14 protein-coding genes and 4 tRNA genes are annotated in these 18511 nt (G+C 71.5%); 4 read left to right on the top strand and 14 right to left on the bottom strand.

What is annotated here, in order from left to right; genetic code table 11:
• Positions 1–5 precede the first annotated feature (5 nt).
• From pyrH to rpsB, 3 genes are all read right to left on the bottom strand, one after another.
• Positions 6–716: a UMP kinase gene (pyrH, locus tag JI742_RS07080; protein WP_201825051.1), complete on the bottom strand. Its 711-nt coding sequence runs from the start codon at positions 714–716 to the stop codon at positions 6–8.
• Positions 717–863: 147 nt separating this feature from the next.
• Positions 864–1760: a translation elongation factor Ts gene (gene tsf / locus JI742_RS07075; protein WP_201825049.1), complete on the bottom strand. Its 897-nt coding sequence runs from the start codon at positions 1758–1760 to the stop codon at positions 864–866.
• A gap of 167 nt (positions 1761–1927) precedes the next feature.
• Complete coding sequence (gene rpsB, locus JI742_RS07070; RefSeq protein WP_201825047.1) at positions 1928–2671, bottom strand: 30S ribosomal protein S2; 744 nt, start codon at positions 2669–2671, stop codon at positions 1928–1930.
• A 439-nt stretch (positions 2672–3110) separates the two neighbouring features.
• On the opposite strand from rpsB, the gene JI742_RS07065 reads away from it, so the two are divergent.
• The 3 genes from JI742_RS07065 to JI742_RS07055 are packed head-to-tail and all read left to right on the top strand — an operon-like array spanning position 3111 to position 7341.
• Complete coding sequence (locus JI742_RS07065; RefSeq protein ID WP_236676819.1) at positions 3111–4526, top strand: amidase; 1416 nt, start codon at positions 3111–3113, stop codon at positions 4524–4526.
• Positions 4523–5800 carry an FAD-dependent oxidoreductase gene (locus tag JI742_RS07060; protein ID WP_201825045.1) on the top strand — a complete coding sequence of 426 codons (1278 nt, stop codon included), beginning with the start codon at positions 4523–4525 and terminating at the stop codon, positions 5798–5800. Before JI742_RS07065 ends, JI742_RS07060 begins: the two co-directional genes overlap by 4 nt.
• The gene (locus tag JI742_RS07055; RefSeq protein ID WP_201825043.1) at positions 5797–7341 is read left to right on the top strand and encodes an NAD(P)H-hydrate dehydratase; all 1545 of its coding nucleotides are present in this window, start codon (positions 5797–5799) and stop codon (positions 7339–7341) included. Before JI742_RS07060 ends, JI742_RS07055 begins: the two co-directional genes overlap by 4 nt.
• 36 nt (positions 7342–7377) lie before the next feature.
• Here JI742_RS07055 and rnr read toward each other — a convergent pair whose 3' ends face one another.
• Positions 7378–9921 carry a ribonuclease R gene (gene rnr, locus JI742_RS07050; RefSeq protein ID WP_201825041.1) on the bottom strand — a complete coding sequence of 848 codons (2544 nt, stop codon included), beginning with the start codon at positions 9919–9921 and terminating at the stop codon, positions 7378–7380.
• 26 nt (positions 9922–9947) lie between these two features.
• On the opposite strand from rnr, the gene JI742_RS07045 reads away from it, so the two are divergent.
• Positions 9948–10032 (top strand) — tRNA-Leu (locus JI742_RS07045).
• A gap of 250 nt (positions 10033–10282) precedes the next feature.
• Here JI742_RS07045 and JI742_RS07040 read toward each other — a convergent pair.
• The 10 genes from JI742_RS07040 to folC form a co-directional block, all read right to left on the bottom strand.
• Entirely contained in the window at positions 10283–10873 is a 591-nt protein-coding gene (locus JI742_RS07040) for a MarC family protein (RefSeq protein ID WP_201825039.1), read from the bottom strand.
• 137 nt (positions 10874–11010) lie between these two features.
• Positions 11011–11087: transfer RNA gene (locus JI742_RS07035), tRNA-Asp, on the bottom strand.
• Between the two features lie 46 nt (positions 11088–11133).
• Positions 11134–11209: transfer RNA gene (locus JI742_RS07030), tRNA-Glu, on the bottom strand.
• Between the two features lie 41 nt (positions 11210–11250).
• A tRNA-Ala gene (locus JI742_RS07025) sits at positions 11251–11326 on the bottom strand.
• Between the two features lie 110 nt (positions 11327–11436).
• Complete coding sequence (gltX, locus tag JI742_RS07020; RefSeq protein ID WP_201825038.1) at positions 11437–12864, bottom strand: glutamate--tRNA ligase; 1428 nt, start codon at positions 12862–12864, stop codon at positions 11437–11439.
• 87 nt (positions 12865–12951) lie between these two features.
• Positions 12952–14202, bottom strand: a complete 1251-nt coding sequence (locus JI742_RS07015; RefSeq protein WP_201825037.1) for an O-succinylhomoserine sulfhydrylase — start codon at positions 14200–14202, stop codon at positions 12952–12954.
• 1 nt (position 14203) lies between these two features.
• On the bottom strand, positions 14204–15736 hold the full coding sequence (gene purF, locus JI742_RS07010) for an amidophosphoribosyltransferase (RefSeq protein ID WP_201825036.1): 1533 nt from the start codon (positions 15734–15736) through the stop codon (positions 14204–14206).
• 5 nt (positions 15737–15741) lie between these two features.
• Positions 15742–16281 carry a CvpA family protein gene (locus JI742_RS07005; RefSeq protein WP_201825035.1) on the bottom strand — a complete coding sequence of 180 codons (540 nt, stop codon included), beginning with the start codon at positions 16279–16281 and terminating at the stop codon, positions 15742–15744.
• Positions 16282–16294: 13 nt separating this feature from the next.
• Positions 16295–17050 (bottom strand): SPOR domain-containing protein, encoded by a 756-nt coding sequence (locus tag JI742_RS07000; RefSeq protein WP_201825034.1) that lies wholly within the window; start codon positions 17048–17050, stop codon positions 16295–16297.
• Between the two features lie 61 nt (positions 17051–17111).
• The gene (gene folC / locus JI742_RS06995) at positions 17112–18485 is read right to left on the bottom strand and encodes a bifunctional tetrahydrofolate synthase/dihydrofolate synthase (protein WP_201825032.1); all 1374 of its coding nucleotides are present in this window, start codon (positions 18483–18485) and stop codon (positions 17112–17114) included.
• Positions 18486–18511 lie beyond the last annotated feature (26 nt).

Genomic DNA, 18511 nt, shown 5'->3' with positions numbered 1-18511 from the left:
CGGGGTCAGACGTGGACCAGCGTGCCCTCGTCCTCGCCCTGCACGACGCGCATCAGCGCGCCGGACTTCAGGATGGAGAACACGCGGATCGGCAGCTTCTGGTCGCGGCACAGCGCGAAGGCGGTCGCGTCCATCACCTGCAGGTTGCGGGCGATGGCCTCGTCGAAGCTGATCGTGGAATAGCGGATCGCGCTCGGGTCCTTGGCCGGATCGGCGGTGTAGACGCCGTCGACCTTGGTCGCCTTGAGCACGAGTTCGGCACCGATCTCGGCGCCGCGCAGCGCGGCGGCGGTGTCGGTGGTGAAGAAGGGGTTGCCGGTGCCGGCGGCGAAGACGACGACCTTGCCCTCTTCCAGGTATTGCAGGGCCTTGGGCCGCACATAGGGCTCGACCACCTGGTCGATCGCGATGGCCGACATCACGCGGGCAGTCATGCCGTCCTGCCGCATCGAATCGGCCAGGGCCAGCGCATTCATCACCGTGGCCAGCATGCCCATGTAGTCGGCGGTGGCGCGGTCCATGCCGACCGAGCCCCCGGCCACGCCGCGGAAGATGTTGCCGCCGCCGATGACCACCGCCACTTCGCAGCCCAGCTTCGTGACGGCATGCACCTCGGCGACCATGCGCGCGATCGTCGCGCGGTTGATGCCGTAGGCGTCATCGCCCATCAGGGCTTCGCCGGACAGTTTGAGCAGGATGCGTCGGTACGCAGGCATGCAGGAAGCTCCTCGGGGCAGGCACGGTCCCGGGCTCATCAGGAATGACGGCCCGCCGCAGCGCCGCCGGAGTTTAAGGGGAGACCCGGGTTTGCCCCGGGTCTTCCACCGGGCGCAGCCCGTCGCGCGGGCCGCACCCGGCCGGGCTCAGCCGCCCTTGGCCGCGGCGACCTGGGCCGCCACTTCGGCGGCGAAGTCGTCCTGCTTCTTCTCGATGCCTTCGCCGACCACGTAGAGCGTGAAGCCCTTGACCGTGGTGTTGGCCGCCTTGAGGTAGGCGGCGACGGTCTGCTTGCCGTCGGCGGCCTTCACGAAGACCTGGTCGAGCAGCGAGACTTCCTTGAGGAACTTCTGCACCGAGCCCTCGACCATCTTGGCGACGATGTCGGCCGGCTTGCCCGATTCGGCGGCCTTCTCGGCGGCGATCTTGCGCTCCTTCTCGACCAGCTCGGCCGGGACTTCGGCGCTCGACAGCGCGGCAGGCTTCATCGCGGCCACATGCATGGCCACGTCCTTGGCGGCCACGTCGCTGCCTTCGAACTCGACGACCACGCCGATGCGGGTGCCGTGCAGGTAATGGGCAAGCTGGGCGCCCGAGGCATAGCGCTGGAAGCGGCGGAAGGACATGTTCTCGCCGATCTTGCCGATCAGGCCCTTGCGCACGTCTTCAAGCGTCGGGCCGAAACCGTCCTGCGCATGGGGCAGGGCCGACAGCGCGGCCACGTCGGCCGGGTTGGCCTCGGCCACCAGGCGGGCGGCGGCCTGGGTGAAGGCGAGGAAGCTGTCGTTCTTCGAGACGAAGTCGGTCTCGCAGTTGACTTCGATCATCGCGCCGGTGCTGCCGTGGATCGCGGCGGCGATCACGCCTTCGGCGGTGATGCGCGAGGCGGCCTTGCCGGCCTTGTTGCCAAGCTTGACGCGCAGGATTTCCTCCGCGCGGGCCAGGTCGCCGTCGGCCTCGGTCAGGGCCTTCTTGCACTCCATCATCGGCGCGTCGGTCTTGGCGCGCAGTTCGGCGACCATCGAGGCGGTGATTGCGGGCATGGTGTCACTCCGGGTTGGGATGTCCCGCCTGCGCGGGACGGCGGCGCGCAGAGCGCCACGTGGGGCTTTCGACCGGCCGGGCGGCGGGCCGCGGACGGCCGGTCGACAAACGCTTGCTCAAGAAAAAGGGGCTGAGACAGCCCCTGGTCCTGGCCGGCGCCGCGGGATCAGACCGCGTCGCTGACCTCGACGAACTCGTCGCCGTCCTGGGCCGCGGCAACCACTTCATTGACCGCATTGGCCCTGCCGGCCAGCACGGCCTCGGCGACCGACTGGGCATACAGCGCCACGGCCTTGGCCGAGTCGTCGTTGCCCGGGATCACGTAGTCGATGCCGTCCGGATTGTGGTTGGTGTCGACGACGCCGATGACCGGGATGCCCAGCTTCTTGGCTTCGGCGATCGCGATCTTGTGGTAGCCGACGTCGATCACGAACATGGCGTCAGGCAGCGCGTTCATGTCGGCGATGCCGCCGATGTCCTTCTGCAGCTTGTCCAGCTCGCGCTGGAACAGCAGGCCTTCCTTCTTGCTCATCGACTCGAGGCCGGCTTCGGCCTGGGCCTGCATGTCCTTGAGCTTCTTGATCGAACCCTTGACCGTCTTGAAGTTGGTCAGCATGCCGCCCAGCCAGCGCTGGTCGACATAGGGGATGCCGGCGCGCAGGGCTTCCTGCGCCACGACTTCACGGGCCTGACGCTTGGTGCCGACCAGCAGCACGGTGCCGCGGCGGGCCGAGAGCTGGCGGATGAACTTCATCGCTTCCTCGTAGAGAGGCAGCGTCTTTTCGAGGTTGATGATGTGGATCTTGTTGCGGTGGCCGAAGATGAACGGCGCCATCTTGGGGTTCCAGAAGCGGGTCTGGTGTCCGAAGTGGACGCCGGCTTCCAGCATTTCGCGCATGCTGAACGACATGATTTCGATTCCTTCGAAAGGTTGGGTCTGAGGCACGGCATGGATCGGGGGCACCGGGGATGCGGCCGCTGGCCGTCATCATCCCGGGACCTCGACACCTTTTCGGAGCCGGGCCCGCGAGGGCAGGACAAGTCGTCATCCGACCGCGAATCAGGCATGACCTCCCGGGGCGCCGTCGGAACGGCCGCCTGAAGCAGGCACACTGCGCATCCTCGCGAGGTACAGGCATGCGGGCTTGACCCCCATGCGGTGCGTCGCAGCAGGCGGTCCCATCCACCTGCCCGAACCCACCTGCGCAGCCGGGTGGCCCATCGGGCCCCGGATCGACCGGACACCGGATCGCTCCGGCGCCCTTCGGCAAGTCCTGCGGCTTCTTGAAGAAAACCGCTGGAAACCTGGCCGCGCCCTGTCTTCGGAAAAACCCAAGGAGTTTAGCACCTTGACCCGCCCCGACCTCTGCGACGCGTTGGCCCGGCTGCACCCGAACGCGCCCCGGGGCGCGCAGGATGCCCTGGCCGCCTGCCTGCACGCGGCCGCCGATCCCGAGGTGGCGCCGGCCTTCCTGCAGATCGACCGCGCCGGCGCGCAAGCCGCCGCACAGGCCATCGACCAGGCCTGCGCCGCCGGGCAGCCGCGGCCGCCGCTGGGTGGCCTGGCCGTGGTGGTGAAGGATCTCTTCGACGTCGCCGGCCAGACCACCGCCGGCGGCTCGCGCCGCCTGGCCGGGGCCGCGCCGGCCGGTGCCGATGCGCCGGCCGTGGCCCGCCTGCGGGCCGCCGGGGCGGTGCTGATCGGCCGAGCGCACATGAACGAGTTCGCCTACTCCGGCGTCGGCCTGAACCCGCACCACCCGGTGCTGGCCAATCCGGCCACCGCGCGGCTGGAGCCGGGCGGGCCGCGCCGCGTGCCGGGCGGCTCCAGCTCGGGCTCGGCCGCCGCGGTGGCGGGCGGTGCAGCCTGGGCCGGACTCGGCAGCGACACCGGCGGCTCGCTGCGCATCCCGGCGGCGCTGCAAGGCCTGGTCGGCTTCAAGCCGACGCAGTCCGCTGTGCCGCGCGAGGGCATGCTGCCGCTCGCGCCGACGCTGGACACGGTCGGCGCCATCACCCGCAGCGTGCGCGACGCCGCCCTGCTCGACGCCGTGCTGCGCGGCGCCCCGCTGCCGCGTCAGGACCGTCCGCTGGCCGCGCTGCGCCTGGGCCTGCCCGAAACCCTGATGCTGGAGGCCCTCGACCCACGGCTGGCCCGCGGCTTCGAGGCCGTGCTGGCCCGCCTGCGCGCGGCCGGTGCCCGCATCGAGCCGCTGCCGCTGCCCGAGCTGGGCGAGCTGGCCGCGATGAATGCCCTGGGCGGCTTTCCGGCCGCCGAGGCCTGGGCCTGGCACCGCCAGGCCCTCGACACCCAGCCCGAGACCTACGACCCGCGGGTCGCCGCCCGGATCCGCCGCGGCGCCAGCCAGTCTGCGGCCGACTACCTTGCCCTCCAGCGCGTCCGCGCCGACTGGATCCGCCGCGTCGATGCGGCGATCACCGGCTTCGACGCCCTTCTCTCTCCCACCGTGCCCGACTTCCCTCCCCCCCTTGATCCCCTGCTGCCGGCCCCGCCCGGCGCCAGCGCCGCCGAGGCGGCGGCCCGCGACGCCGCCTTCTTCGCGCTCAACGCCCGCCTGCTGCGCAACCCGACCGTGGTCAATCTGCTCGATGGCTGCGCGATCAGCCTGCCGGCGCAAGCCCCGGGCGAGCTGCCCTGGGGCCTGATGCTCTGGGCCGGCCGCGGCCGTGACGCGACCCTGCTCGACGCGGCCCGCGCCGTCGAGGCGGCACTCGACGCCGAAGCGCAGGAGGCCCACGCATGAAGCCGCAGCGCATTGCCGTGATCGGCGCCGGCATCGTCGGCGTCGCGACAGCCCGGGCCCTGGTCGAGGACGGCCATGCCGTCACCGTCCTGGAACGCCGCGGCAGCCTGGCCGCCGAAGGCAGTTTCGCGCCGGCCGGCCTGCTCGCCCCCGGCGCGCTGGCCCTGGGCGGGCCGGTGGCTAGCCTGGTCGATCCGCCGCCGGTGCCCGGCCTGGCCGGACGCTGGCAACGCTGGCGGGCCACGCGCGAGGGCCGCACCCAGCGCCGGCGCGAGCAGATGGCCCGGCTCGCGCTGGAAAGCCAGGCCGTGCTCGGCCGCTGGTTCGATCGCGAGGCCCTGCCTTATGAACACAGCGCCGGCGTCGGCCTGCGGATCGCCGACGAAGCCGGACGGGCCCGACTCGAAGCCGCCCTGGCGGCGCAGCCCCTGGCCGCGGCCGGCAGCCGCTTCCTCGACCGCGAGGCCTGGCGTGCGGGCGAGCCCGATCTGGCGCCCGATGCACCGGGCAGCGGCCTGCTGTTCTGGCCGGGGGCCGAGATGGTCAATGTGCGGCAGATCGCGCAGCAGTTGCGCGAGCAGGCCGAGGCGCGCGGCGCACGCTTTCTCTTCGGCATCGAGGTGCAGGCCGTCGAGCCGGGCCGGCCGCTGACCCTGCACTGGCTCGAGCAGGACACCCACAACCACGGCAGCCCGGCCGGCGCCCGGCCCGGCGGCCGCAGCCCGGCGCCGCCGGAGCGCAGCGCACCGCCGCCGCGGCAGTTCGACGCCGTCGTGCTGTGCAGCGGCGCCGCCGCCCCGCTGCTGCCCGGGCCGGCGCTGCCGCTGGTGCGCGAGGCCGGCCTGTCGCTGACCCTGCCGCTGCGCGACCCCGACCGCGGCCCGGTGCGCGGCCTGATCGATGCCGACGGCGCCCTGATGATCGCCCGCCTCGGCGACCGCCTGCGCGTGGCCGGTCTCTGGCACCGGCCCACCGGCGACGGCCAGCCGCCCAAGGCCCTGGTCGAGCGGCTCTACCGCGCCGCGCAGCGCGACTTTCCCAGCGTCACCCAGACCGACCGCGGCCAGATCTGGGCGGGCATCCATCTGGGCTTTGCCGACGGCCTGCCGCGCATCGGCGCCAGCGAGAGCCCGGGCCTGTGGTTGAACCTGGGCCATGGCCGTGCCGGCTGGGCCCTGGCCTGCGGCAGCGCGCAACGACTGGCCGACGCCCTGGCGGGCCGCGACCCGGCCGGGCGGCACGCCGCCGACGCGCTGAGCGCGGCTGCGGCATGAGCAGCGGCCCGGCGGCTCCCGACTGGCCCGCCGCGCCGCAGGCCCTGCCGCGGCACCAGGGCCCGGCCGAAGGCCTGCCCCTGCACGACAGCGCCACCCTGCGCCGCTGGGAGGCCGAGGCCGCCCGCGGCCTGCCGCCGCATGCCCTGATGGCGCGGGCCGGCGCCGCAGTGGCCCGGCTCGGCCGCGCGCTGGCGCCGCATGCCCGTCAGGTCTGGGTGCTGGCCGGGGCCGGCAACAACGGCGGCGATGGCCTCGTCGCCGCCCGGCTGTTGCAGGCCGCAGGACTGCGCGTGCGCGTGTGGCTGGCCGCCGAGCCCGCGTCCGGCGACGCGCGTTGGGCGCTGGCCCAGGCGCGGGCCGCCGGTCTGGCCGTGTTGCCCGGCGGCCCGCCGCAGCCACCTGCGGACCTGGGCCCTGACGATCTGGTGATCGATGCCCTGCTCGGCCTGGGCCTGTCGGCAGATCGCGCGCCCGCAGGACCGGTGGCGGCTGCGATGGACGCCCTCGACCGCCTGCCCGCCGGCATCCTGGCGGTGGACCTGCCGAGCGGACTGATCGCCGACACCGGCGGCTGCGCCGGCCGCGCCGTGCGCGCCCGCTGGACGCTGAGCCTGCTCGGCCTGAAGCCCGGTCTGTGGACGGCAGCCGGCCGCGACCATGCCGGCGCGATCTGGCACGAGGATCTGGGCGCACCGGCGCCCGCGGAGGCCACGACGCCGCGCCTGCTGGATGCGCCGGCCTGCGCGGGCCGCTGGCCGCAACGCCCGCATGCCGCGCACAAGGGCAGCCAGGGCGATCTGTGGGCAGTGGGCGGTGCCGCGGGCCTGTCAGGGGCGATCGAACTCGCCGCCCGGGCCGGTCTGGCCGCCGGGGCAGGCCGCATACATGCTGTGCGGTTGGACCCGGCCGCCGCCCCGCCCAGCCATCCGGCGCTGATGAGCCGGACGCCGCAGGCCCTGCAGGGCGAGGCCCTGGCCCGCGCGACGGTGGTCGCTGGCTGCGGCGGCGGTGCGGCCATCGGCGCCTGGCTGCCGGCGCTCATCCATGGGGCGCCGCGGCTGCTGCTGGATGCCGACGCCCTGAATGCCCTGGCCGCCGATCCGGCCCTGGCGCAAGCGCTGCGCCTGCGCCGCACCTCGGCCGTGCTGACCCCGCATCCGCTGGAAGCCGCCCGCCTGCTGGGCTGCACGACCGAGGCGGTCCAGGCTGACCGCCTGGCGGCCGTGCGGCAGCTCGCGCAACGCTACGGCGCGATGGTGGTGCTCAAGGGTTCGGGCAGCGTGCTGGCCGCACCTGATGGCCGCTGCGCGATCAATGCCAGCGGCAATGCCGCGCTGGCCAGCGGCGGCACCGGCGATGTGCTGGCCGGCTGGATCGGCGGCCTGTGGGCCCAGGGCCTGGACGCCTGGGACGCGCTGCGGCTGGGCGTGTGGAGCCATGGCGCCGCGGCCGACGCCTGGCAGGCCGACCGCGGCCCCGGCCAGCCGCTGGACGCGCTGCGGCTGATCGAGGCCCTGCAAGACCTGCCGCGCCGCTGAAGCGCGGGCCTGCCCGAGGGGGCGGGCATCGCGCCCTCAGCGCTTGCTGCTGCGGCGGCTCTTACGGGCGGGACGGGCCGCATCGCCGGCGGCGGCGGGCTCGGTGGACGCCTTGCGGCGACCGGATCCGCTGCCGGAGGCCGACTTTCCGGCCGGGCTCGCCTTGGCCGCCCGGGCGCGGGGCCGGGGCGCCTCGTCGGGCGGACCGGCCTCCCAGAGCGTTTCGGGCGGCGCATCCTCCCCGGGCGACGGCGAGAGCAGGGCCGCGCGACGCGGCTTGCCGGCCGCGCCACCGCGGGCCTTACGGGCGGCTTGCTTTTCCTCGCGGTCCTCGGCCTGCACAGCGGCGAGTTCCTCGACCGCCGGGACGGGCGCCTCGGTCGGCAGCTCGGGCGCCGGGCGAGGCCGCCCGGACGGCTTGCCGCCGCGCCCACCGCCGGCCGGCAGCGGCGCGAGCAGGGGATCACGCACCAGGCGGAAATCGATCTTGCGACCATCCAGGTCGACCCGGCTGACCTGCACCCGCAGGCGGCTGCCCACCACATAGCGCACGCCGGTGCGCTCGCCGCGCAGTTCCTGACGGGCCTCGTCGAAGCGGTAGTACTCGCCGCCAAGCTCGGTGATGTGGATCAGGCCCTCGACATACAGCTCGTCGAGCGTGACGAAGAGGCCGAAGCTGGTCACCGCGGTGACGCTGCCGCCGAACTCCTCGCCCAGGTGCTCGCGCATGAACTTGCACTTGAGCCAGGCTTCGACATCGCGCGAGGCCTCGTCGGCACGCCGCTCGTTGGCGCTGCAGTGCGCGCCGGCGGCATCCCACATGGCCTGCTCGGCCGGGCTGAGCTTGGGCAGGCGCACCGGCGGCGCGGGCACGGCGGTGGCCATGGCGCCCGCGCCCTTGCCGGCCGGCTTGCCGCGCGGCAGCTTGCGGGTGTGAACGGCCGAGCTGGCGAGCTCCGGCGCATGCAGGTGGTAGCGCTTCTGCGCCAGGATGGCCTTGATCACGCGATGCACCAGCAAGTCCGGGTAGCGGCGAATCGGGCTGGTGAAGTGCGCATAGGCGCCATAAGCCAAGCCGAAGTGGCCGCTGTTGACCGGCGTGTAGAGCGCCTGCTGCATCGAGCGCAGCAGCATGCTGTGGATCTGCTGCGCATCGGGCCGCTCGCGGGTGGCCTGGGCGATGGCCTGGAACTCGCGCGGGTGCGGGTCGTCGCCGATGTTCAAGCCCAGGCCCAGGGCCTTCAGGTAGTTCTGCAGCGTCGTGCGCTTCTCGGGCGTCGGGCCTTCATGCACGCGGTAGAGCACGGGATGCTCGGCCTGGGCGATGAACTCGGCCGCGCAGACGTTGGCGGCCAGCATGGCTTCCTCGATCAGGCGGTGGGCATCGTTGCGGGTGCGCGGCACGATCTTCTCGATGCGGCCGTTGTCGTCGCAGACGATCGCCGTCTCGGTGGTGTCGAAGTCCACCGCGCCGCGCTGGCCGCGGGCCTTGAGCAGCGCGCGATAGACCTCGTGCAGGTCGACCAGATGCGGCACCAGGGCCTTGCGCTTCGCCGCCTCGGGCCCGCGGGTGTTGGCCAGGATGGACGCGACCTCGGTGTAGGTGAAGCGCGCCGCCGAGTGCATGACGGCCGGGAAGAACTGGTAGGCGACGATCTCGCCGCCGCCATCGATCACCATGTCGCAGACCATGCAGAGCCGGTCCACGTCCGGATTCAGCGAGCACAAGCCGTTGCTGAGCTTCTCCGGCAGCATGGGGATCACCCGGCGCGGGAAGTAGACGCTGGTCGCGCGCTCGTAGGCATCGTCGTCGATGGCCTCGCCCGGCTTCACGTAATGGCTGACGTCGGCGATGGCCACCACCAGGCGCCAGCCATTGGGCTTCTTGGCGCGACCGATCGCGATCGGCTCGCAGTAGACAGCGTCGTCGAAGTCGCGCGCATCCTCGCCGTCGATGGTGACGAGCGGCACGTCGCTCAGGTCGATGCGGCCCTTCCGGTCGATCGGCCGCACCTTGTCGGGCAGCTTGGCGGCCTGGGCCATGGTCTCGGCCGTGAAGCGGTGCGGCACCTCGTACTTGCGGACCGCGATCTCGATTTCCATGCCGGGGTCGTCGACCTCGCCGAGCACCTCGGTGATGCGGCCGACGGGCTGGGCGTACATCGACGGCGTCTCGGTCAGCTCGACCGCCACCACCTGCCCCGGCTGGGCCTTGGCCGTGGCCTGCTTGGGGATGAGGATGTCCTGGCCGTAGCGCTTGTCCTCGGGCGCGACCAACCAGACACCGCCTTCGAACAACAGGCGGCCGATGATCGGCGTCTTCCGACGCTCGAGGATGTCGAGCACGCGGCCCTCGGGCCGGCCCTTGCGGTCGAGGCGGACGATGCGGGCGCGGACCCGGTCGCGGTGCAGCACCGCACGCATTTCCTGGGGGGAAAGGTAGAGATCGGCTTCGCCGTCGTCGCGCTGCACGAAACCGTGCCCATCGCGATGGCCCTGCACCAGGCCCTCGACCTCGACGAGCAACGTTGCACCTGCACCACTTTTCACAGACGGGCTTGAGCCCTGTTCATTTTTCATCTTAGAATTTCGTTCTTCGTTGCCGAGCCCAGGTGGCGGAATTGGTAGACGCACTAGTTTCAGGTACTAGCGGGTAACTCCGTGGAGGTTCGAGTCCTCTCCTGGGCACCAACACTGTCGGTCCGGCAGTCAAGGAAACGAAACAGATCAAGGCACACGCCCTCAGGCTTCCAGCTTGAGGGCGTTTTGCTTTGTGGCGTCGCTACGGCGACGCTTGCCTGCACTGCACGGCCCAGAAGCTTGCGGCCCGAGAGGGCTGCGCAAGCGGGCCGGGGCATCGTCAAGGTCATGCGCCGAGTGTGCCCCAGCTTGGCCGGGGTCCTGCCCTGCCCTGGATCTCGGGCGTGCGCCTGCAGGCCAGTCACCTGAAGTAGCGTTGCAGGCCGGAGAGCAGCATCTCGACAGCAATCGCCGTCAGGAGTAGCCCCATCAGCTTCTCCAGCGCACGAACCAGGGGCTCGCCCAGCCAGCGTTGCAGCCGGGCCGCGGAAAGCAGCACGAGCAGGCACAGGCCCATGGCCACCGCTAGGGCCGCCACCCAGTGCAGCAGGCGATCGGGTTGGCGCGAGGCCAGCAGCAGCACGGTGGCCAGGGCCGAAGGCCCGGCCAGCAGGGGAACGGCAAGGGGAAAGATCAACGGCTCGCGGCCGTCGGCCTCTATGGGCATCACCCCGTCCCGGGCAAAGATCATACGGATGGCAATGATCATCAGGATCACCCCGCCGGCCACTTCGAGTGCCCGCTCGGACAGGTTCATCAAGCTGAGGAAGCCCTGCCCGCCCAGCATGAAGGCGAGCAGGAGCAAGAAGGCGATGACGCTTTCGCGCAGGGCAAGCCGCGCACGACGGGCTGGATCCACCCGCTCAAGCACGCTGATGTAGACCGGCAGGCCGCCCAGCGGGTCGAGCACGAGCAGCAGCAGCACCAGGGCCGAAGCAAAGCTGTGATCCATGTCACGGATTGTCCGCTGCCCCGGGGCCTGTGGGCCGCCCGGCATGTTCTTCACCCGGCAGGGGCTGACAACGGCGGAATGAGAAAAAACCTGAGCACCAAAAACAAAAGGGTTCCCTGAAGGAACCCTTTTGAATTTGGCGGAGTGGACGGGACTCGAACCCGCGACCCCCGGCGTGACAGGCCGGTATTCTAACCAACTGAACTACCACTCCTCGTCGGTGACGATATTCCGCATTGCTGCGCAAGCATCGTCAAACTTGGCGTCCCCTAGGGGATTCGAACCCCTGTTACAACCGTGAAAGGGTCGTGTCCTAGGCCTCTAGACGAAGGGGACCGAAAACCATCGCCTCTTGAACTGCGCGCCACCTAGTGATCTGGTGGAGGTAAGCGGGATCGAACCGCTGACCTCTTGCATGCCATGCAAGCGCTCTCCCAGCTGAGCTATACCCCCGTGGATCGCGATGACATCTTGTGTCGTCATCGCCGCAGACCGGACTGTTTTGCAGTGCGTTCCGCGCTTGGGCTGCGCCGTTCAAGCGAGAAAGAGATTATGAAGTACTTTCAGGCTTCGCGCAAGCGTCTGACGACGACATCGCGGTCGAAGAGCGACAGCACCGCATCCACCGAAGGGGTCTGCACGCGGCCGCAGACCGCCACCCGCACGGGCATGGCGAGCTGCGGCATCTTCAGACCCTGAGCGGCCAGCACGGCCTTGAAGGCCGCGCCGATGGCAGGCGCCTCCCAGCCCGGCAAGGCACCGAGGGCCTCGGCCAGCGCCGAGAGCGCGGGACGGATGGCCGGCGTTAGATGCTGCTCGCGCTCGGCATCCGAAGGGGTGACCGGGCCGTGGTACATCGCCAGCCACTCGGCGATCTCGGCCGTGGTGCTGCAGCGGTCCTTGAACAGGCCGATCCGCGCGGCGCTGCGCGGGTCTTCGGCCAAGCCATGCAGGCCGCGGCGCGCCAGTTGCTCCGCCACCCGCGGCACCAGGGCCTCGTCCGCGCTCATCTTCAGGTGCTGGGCATTCACCCAGCGCAGCTTGGCTTCGTCGAACTGCCCGGCACTCTTGCCAAGATGGTCGAGGTCGAACCAGGCGATGAGCTGCTCGCGGCTGAAGATCTCGTCGTCCCCGTGGCTCCAGCCCAGGCGGGCCAGATAGTTCACGACGGCATCGGCCAAATAGCCCTCGTCGCGGTAGGCGGTGACCGGCTTGGCGCCATGGCGCTTGCTCATCTTCTCGCCCTGCTCATTGAGCACGGTGGGCAGGTGCGCGAAGACCGGCGGCTCGGCGCCGAGGGCGCGGAAGATGTGGATCTGCCGCGGCGTGTTGTTGACATGGTCGTCGCCGCGGATCACATGGGTGATGCCCATGTCCAGGTCATCGACGACCACGCAGAAGTTGTAGGTCGGCACGCCGATGGACTCGCCGGGCGCGGCGGGGCGGGCGATGACGAGATCGTCGAGTTCCTCGTTGCTGAACTCGATCACCCCCTTGACCTTGTCCGTCCAGGCCACGCTGCCGCCCTGCGGCGTCTTGAAGCGGATGACCGGGGCCACGCCCTCGGGCACCGGCGGCAGGGCCTTGCCGGGCTCGGGCCGCCAGCGACCGTCGTAGCGCGGCTTCAGCTTGGCGGCGAGCTGCTGCTCGCGCAGCGCGTCCAGCTCGGCCGGGGTGGTGTAGCAGCGGTAGGCCAGGCCGGCATCGAGCATCTGCTGCACGACGGCACGGTAGCGGTCCATGCGCTGCATCTGGAAGAAGGGGCCTTCGTCATGCGCCAAGCCCAGCCACTGCATGCTTTCGAGGATGACATCGACCGCCTCCTGCGAGGAACGCTCGGTGTCCGTGTCCTCGATGCGCAGGATGAAGCTACCGCCGCGCGCCCGGGCGAAGAGCCAGGGGTAGAGGCCGGAGCGGATGTTGCCAAGGTGGATGAAGCCGGTCGGGCTGGGCGCGAAGCGCGTGCGGACCGGACGTTGGGAGTCGCTCATGGGATGGCGGTGTGGGCCGCCGCCCCGGCCTTGCGGGGCCGGCACGGCCGGATGCGGAACAGAGGAAAGCGCGGCTCGCGACCCGGATCAGGCCAGGCGATCGAGCCCGCGCGCGAGGTCGGCCTTCAAGTCCTCGACATGCTCCAGGCCCGCCGCCACGCGGATCAGGCCCTGGGTGATGCCGGCCGCGAGGCGCTGGTCCTCGCTCAGCCGGCCATGCGAGGTGCTGGCCGGATGGGTCATGGTGGTCTTGGTGTCGCCGAGGTTGGCGGTGATCGAGCAGATGCGCGTCGCGTCGATCACGCCGAAGGCGCGCTCGCGGGCCTGCGCGGCATCGGCCGCCTTGACGACAAAGCTCAGCACCGCCCCGCCCACCCCGCCCTGCTGGCGCATGGCCAGGGCATGCTGGGGATGCGAGGCCAGGCCCGGGTGGTAGACCCGCTCGACGGCAGGATGCGCTTCCAGCCAACGCGCCAGGGCCAGGCCCGTCGCGCTCTGCGCGACCATGCGGATGCCCAGTGTCTCCAGGCCCTTGAGCACGACCCAGGCATTGAAGGGCGACAAGCTCATGCCGGCGCTGCGCATCACCGGCACCAGGGTGCCGTCGATGATCTTCTGCGGGCCACAGACCATGCCGGCCAGCACCCGGCCCTGGCCGTCGAGGTACTTGGTGCCGGAGTGGATGATCAGGTCGGCGCCCAGCTTCACCGGCTGCTGCAGCGCGGGCGAGCAGAAGCAGTTGTCCACCACCAGCAGCGCGCCGCCTTCGTGGGCGATGTCGGCCAGGGCCTGGATGTCGCAGACCTCGGTCAGCGGATTGCTCGGCGTCTCGGCGAACAGCAGCTTGGTGTTCGGCCGCATCGCAGCCCGCCACTCGGCCGGCTCACTCTGTGAGACATAGCTGGTCTCGACGCCGAACTTGCCGAACTCGCCGCTCAGCAGCTTGATCGTCGAGCCGAACACGCTGCGCGAGCAGACCACATGGTCGCCAGCCTTGAGCAGGCCCATGCAGAGCAGCAGGATCGCGCTCATGCCGCTGGCCGTGGCCAGGCAGGCCTCGGTGCCTTCCAGCGCCGCAAGGCGGCGCTCCATCATCGTCACCGTCGGGTTGGTGAAGCGGCTGTAGACGAAGGCCTCCTCCTCGCCGGCAAAGCGACGGGCGGCGGTCGCCGCGTCCGGATGGACGAAGCTGCTGGTGAGGAAGAGGGCCTCGGAGTTCTCGCCCCAGGCCGAGGGCGGCAGGCCCTCGCGCACGGCCAGGGTCTCCAGCCGCGCGTCATGCGGCAAGTCGACCCGGGGCAGGCCCGGCTTGCGGGCGGGTTCGTCGAGCGGCTTCATCTCAGACCTCCACACCGCCCTGCAGCGCCAGGCGCTGGCGGTTGCCTTCCTCTTCCTCGAAACCCAGGCTGCGCTGCTTGGACATGGCGTCGAAGTCCTCGCTGCTGACGTCGCCGGTGATGTAGACCCCGTCGAAGCAAGAGGCCTCGAAGCCCGCCAGCGCGGGTTGCAGTTGGCCCACCGCCTTCTTCATCGCGGCCAGGTCCTGGTAGATCAGGGCATCGCAGCCGATGTAGTCGCGCACCTCGTCGCTGCTGCGGTCGTGGGCGACCAGCTCGGCCTTGGTCGGCATGTCGATGCCATAGACATTGGGATAGCGCACCGGCGGCGCCGCCGAGGCCAGGTAGACCTTGGCAGCGCCGGCCTCGCGCGCCATTTGCACAATCTCGCGACTGGTCGTGCCGCGCACGATGGAGTCGTCGACCAGCAGCACATTGCGGCCCTTGAACTCGGCGCCGATGGCATTGAGCTTCTGGCGCACGCTCTTCTTGCGCTGGCCCTGGCCCGGCATGATGAAGGTGCGGCCGACGTAGCGGTTCTTCACGAAGCCTTCGCGGTAAGGCTTGCCCAGCTTCTGCGCGAGCTGCATCGCGCTCGGGCGGCTGGACTCGGGGATGGGGATGACCACGTCGATCTCGCTCGGCGGCAGCGTCGAGATCACGCGCTGAGCCAGCGTCTCGCCCATGTTCAGGCGGGCCTGGTAGACCGAGATGCCGTCGATCACCGAATCCGGCCGCGCCAGGTAGACGAACTCGAAGATGCAGGGGTTCAGCATCGGCCGGGCGGCGCACTGGCGGGCGTGCAGCGTGCCCTCGTAGTCGATGAAGATCGCCTCGCCCGGCTGCACGTCGCGCACAAGCTGGTGGCCGGTGCCTTCCAGGGCCACCGACTCGCTGGCGACCATCAGCTCGCGGCTGCCATCCTCCAGCGTCGCCTCGCCCAGGCAGAGCGGGCGGATGCCGTAGGGGTCGCGGAAGGCCAGCAGGCCATGGCCGGCAATCAGGCAGACCACCGCATAGCTGCCCTTGATGCGCTTGTGCACGGCGGCCACGGCATCGAAGATCACCGCAGGCGTCAGCACCTGGTCGCGGGCGGCGGTCTCCAGCTCATGCGCCAGCACATTGATCAGCACCTCGGTGTCGCTCTCGGTGTTCAGGTGCCGGCGGTCGATGGCGAACAGCTCGCCCTTGAGCGCATGCGCATTCGTCAGGTTGCCGTTGTGCACCAGCACCAGGCCGAAGGGCGCGTTCACGTAGAAGGGCTGCGCCTCTTCCTCGCTGTAGGCATTGCCCGCCGTCGGGTAGCGCACCTGGCCCAGGCCGATCTGGCCGGGCAGCGCGCGCATGTTGCGGGTGCGGAACACGTCGCGCACCATGCCGCGCGCCTTGTGCATGAAGAACTTGGTGCCGCGATGGTCCGGGCCGGCGGTGACGATGCCGGCCGCATCCTGCCCGCGGTGCTGCAGCAGCAGCAGCGCGTCGTAGATGAGCTGGTTGACGGGGGCCTTGGAGATGACGCCGACGATGCCGCACATGGGTTTCAGCCTTTCCGTGCCGAGGACGGGTGGCCCGGGCCGGCGGCGCGCAGATGGCGCGTCACCGAGTCGGGCAACCAGGGTTGGATCTGTTCGAGGACGCGCCCGAGCCCTTGCACGGCCCGCGAGGCCTGCCAGTCCGTCGAGGCCGCCAGGGGCGTGAGCCGGACCAGGCTGACCAGCACCAGGCCGATCACCAGGGCGCGCAGCAGGCCGAAGGCCCCGCCCAGCACCCGGTCGACCGGCTGCAACGGCGAGGCCGAAATCGCCTTCTGCAGCAGCCAGGACAGCAGCGCCCACACGAACAGCGCCAGGACGAAGACCAGCACCAGGCCAGCCATCAGGTTGATCGCCGTGCCGGGCTCGCCGACCGGCAGCCAGGCTGCCACCTGCGCGCTGTAGCGCCGGGCCAGGACGAAGGCCACGACCCAGCCGGCGATCGACATCAGCTCGAAGACCAGGCCGCGCCACAGGCCGATCAGCAGCGAGACCGCCAGGCCGAGCAGGGCCAGGCCGTCGACCCAGCCCAGGGATTCGAGGTTCATGCCGCGGCCATCCTCAAAGCGTCAGCAGGCCGGGCTGGAAGCCGGCCTTCTCCAGTCGATCCCGCACGCGGGCTGCCTCGTCCCGGTCGGTGTAGGGGCCGACGCGGACGCGGATGCGCTTGCCGCCGGGCACCTCGATCTCGTGCACATAGGTCTTGAGGCCCAGGCGCTCGACCTTCAGCCGCGCCGCGCGGGCGGTGGCCGGGTCGGCATAGGCGCCGATCTGGACGATGTAGCGCGCGCCCGCGGCTGTTTCGGCGGCGGGCCGCGCAGCGCCGGCCTCGGCCTCGGCGCTGCGGCTGGCGGGTGCCGGCTCGGGCCGCGGGGCGGCGGGCGCCGCAGCCGCCCGCTGCGGCGCGGCGGATGCAGCCCGCCGCGGTGGCACGGCCGCCTCGACCGTCTCGCGCGGGGGCGCCGCAGCCGCCGGACGGGCCGGCGCCGGCGGAGCGGGTGCCGGCCGGACGGCCTGCGGCTCGGGCATGGCGTCCGGCGCCGGCCCGGCTGAAGCGGCCGCGGGCGCGGCGGCGCGCTCGCTGGGCAGGCCCAGGGCGGCCACGGCTTCGCGTCGCGGGATGTCGATGGGCAGGTCGCCGGGCAGGGGCCGGGGCGGGCTGTCGAAGACCCAGGGCAGCAGCAGCACGGCCAGCATCACCAGCAGGGCCGCGCCGATCAGTCGGTGACGGGCCTGCGTGCGCAGGCGCTCCTCCTCGGCCGGACCGGAGGCGGGCTCCGGCTTGGACAGTCGGGACAGGAAGGAGGCAAGACCCATGCTGGGAGGTGGCGCGGTGCTCGGACGACGGAGGGGCCCGGGGCGGCTGCGGCCGGCGGGCTCAGCTTCGGCCCAGGTGCGGCGCCTCGCGTCGCGGCAGGCCAGCCTGGAGGATGCCGCCCACGGTGAAGAAGGAACCGAAGACCACGATTCTATCGGCCGGGTCGGTCTGGGCCAGGGCGGCGCGCAGGGCCTCCTGCGGGGTGGCATGGCGTTCGACACGCGGCTGCTGCGGCCCGGGCACCCGGCCCTGGCCCCGGGCGGCGCGGGCGGCGTCGAGCGCAGCCTGCAGGGTGTCGAGATCGGCCGCGCGCGACGTGGGCAGCGCGCAGAGATGCCAGACATCGACCAGCGGCAGCAACGGCGCGATCACCGCCGCGAGGTCCTTGTCCTTCATGGCGCCGAACACGGCATGCGTGCTCGGGTGGTAGGCCATCTGGTCGAGGTTCTGCGCCAGGGTGGCTGCGGCATGCGGGTTGTGGGCGACATCCAGCACCAGGGCCGGCTCGCCCGGCACGAGCTGGAAGCGGCCGGGCAGCTCGACCAGGGCCAGGCCGGTGCGCACCGCCTGGGCGGGCACCGGCAGACGCGGGCGCAGGGCCTCCAGCGCGGCCAGCACGGCCGCGGCATTCAGCAACTGGTTGGCCCCGCGCAGCGCCGGGTAGGCCAGGCCGTGGTGGCGCTGGCTGCGGCCGGTCCAGGACCATTGCTGCCAGCGGCCCCCCTCGCCCTGCTGGCCGGCATAGCGGAAATCGCGGCCATGCAGCCAGAGGTCGGCGCCGATCGAGGCCGCATGCGTCAGCACGCTGGCCGGCGGCAGCGGGTCGCCGACGATCAGCGGCTTGCCCGGCCGGGCGATCGGCACCTTCTCGGCGCCGATGGCCTCGCGGTCCGGGCCGAGGAATTCGCAGTGGTCCAGGTCGATGCTGGTGAGGATGGCGCAGTCGGTGTCGACCACGTTCACCGCATCCAGCCGGCCGCCCAGGCCGACTTCGAGGATCAGCGCATCCAGCCCGGCGTGGGCCAGCAGGCGCAGGATGACCAGGGTGGTGAACTCGAAATAGGTCAGCGGCTCGCCCTCGCGCGCGGCCTCGACCGCGGCGAAGTGCGGCAGCAGCGCCGCGGCCTCGACCGGACGGCCGTCGATGCGGCAGCGCTCCTCGAAGTGCACCAGGTGCGGCGAGCTGTAGACCCCGGCGCGGTAGCCGGCCTGGCCGAGGATGGCCTCCAGCATCGCGCAGGTCGAGCCCTTGCCGTTGGTGCCGGCCACGGTGAAGACCGGCACCTCGATCGCCAGGCCCATGCGGGCATGGACGCGGCGCACGCGCTCCAGGGTCAGGTCGATGCCGCGCGGATGCAGGCCTTCGGCATGGGCCAGCCAGCGGGCCAGTTCGGCGCGGGCCGTCTCGGTCGCAGTCGGGGAAACATCGGTCACGGCAGCGGCTTCTTCGCGGGACGGAT

Origin of the sequence: Piscinibacter lacus (genome assembly GCF_016735685.1) — a bacterium.
Lineage (GTDB): Bacteria > Pseudomonadota > Gammaproteobacteria > Burkholderiales > Burkholderiaceae_C > Aquariibacter > Aquariibacter lacus.
The sequence above is the reverse complement of the archived record's forward strand: the minus strand, read 5'-3'. Positions and strand labels throughout refer to the sequence as shown.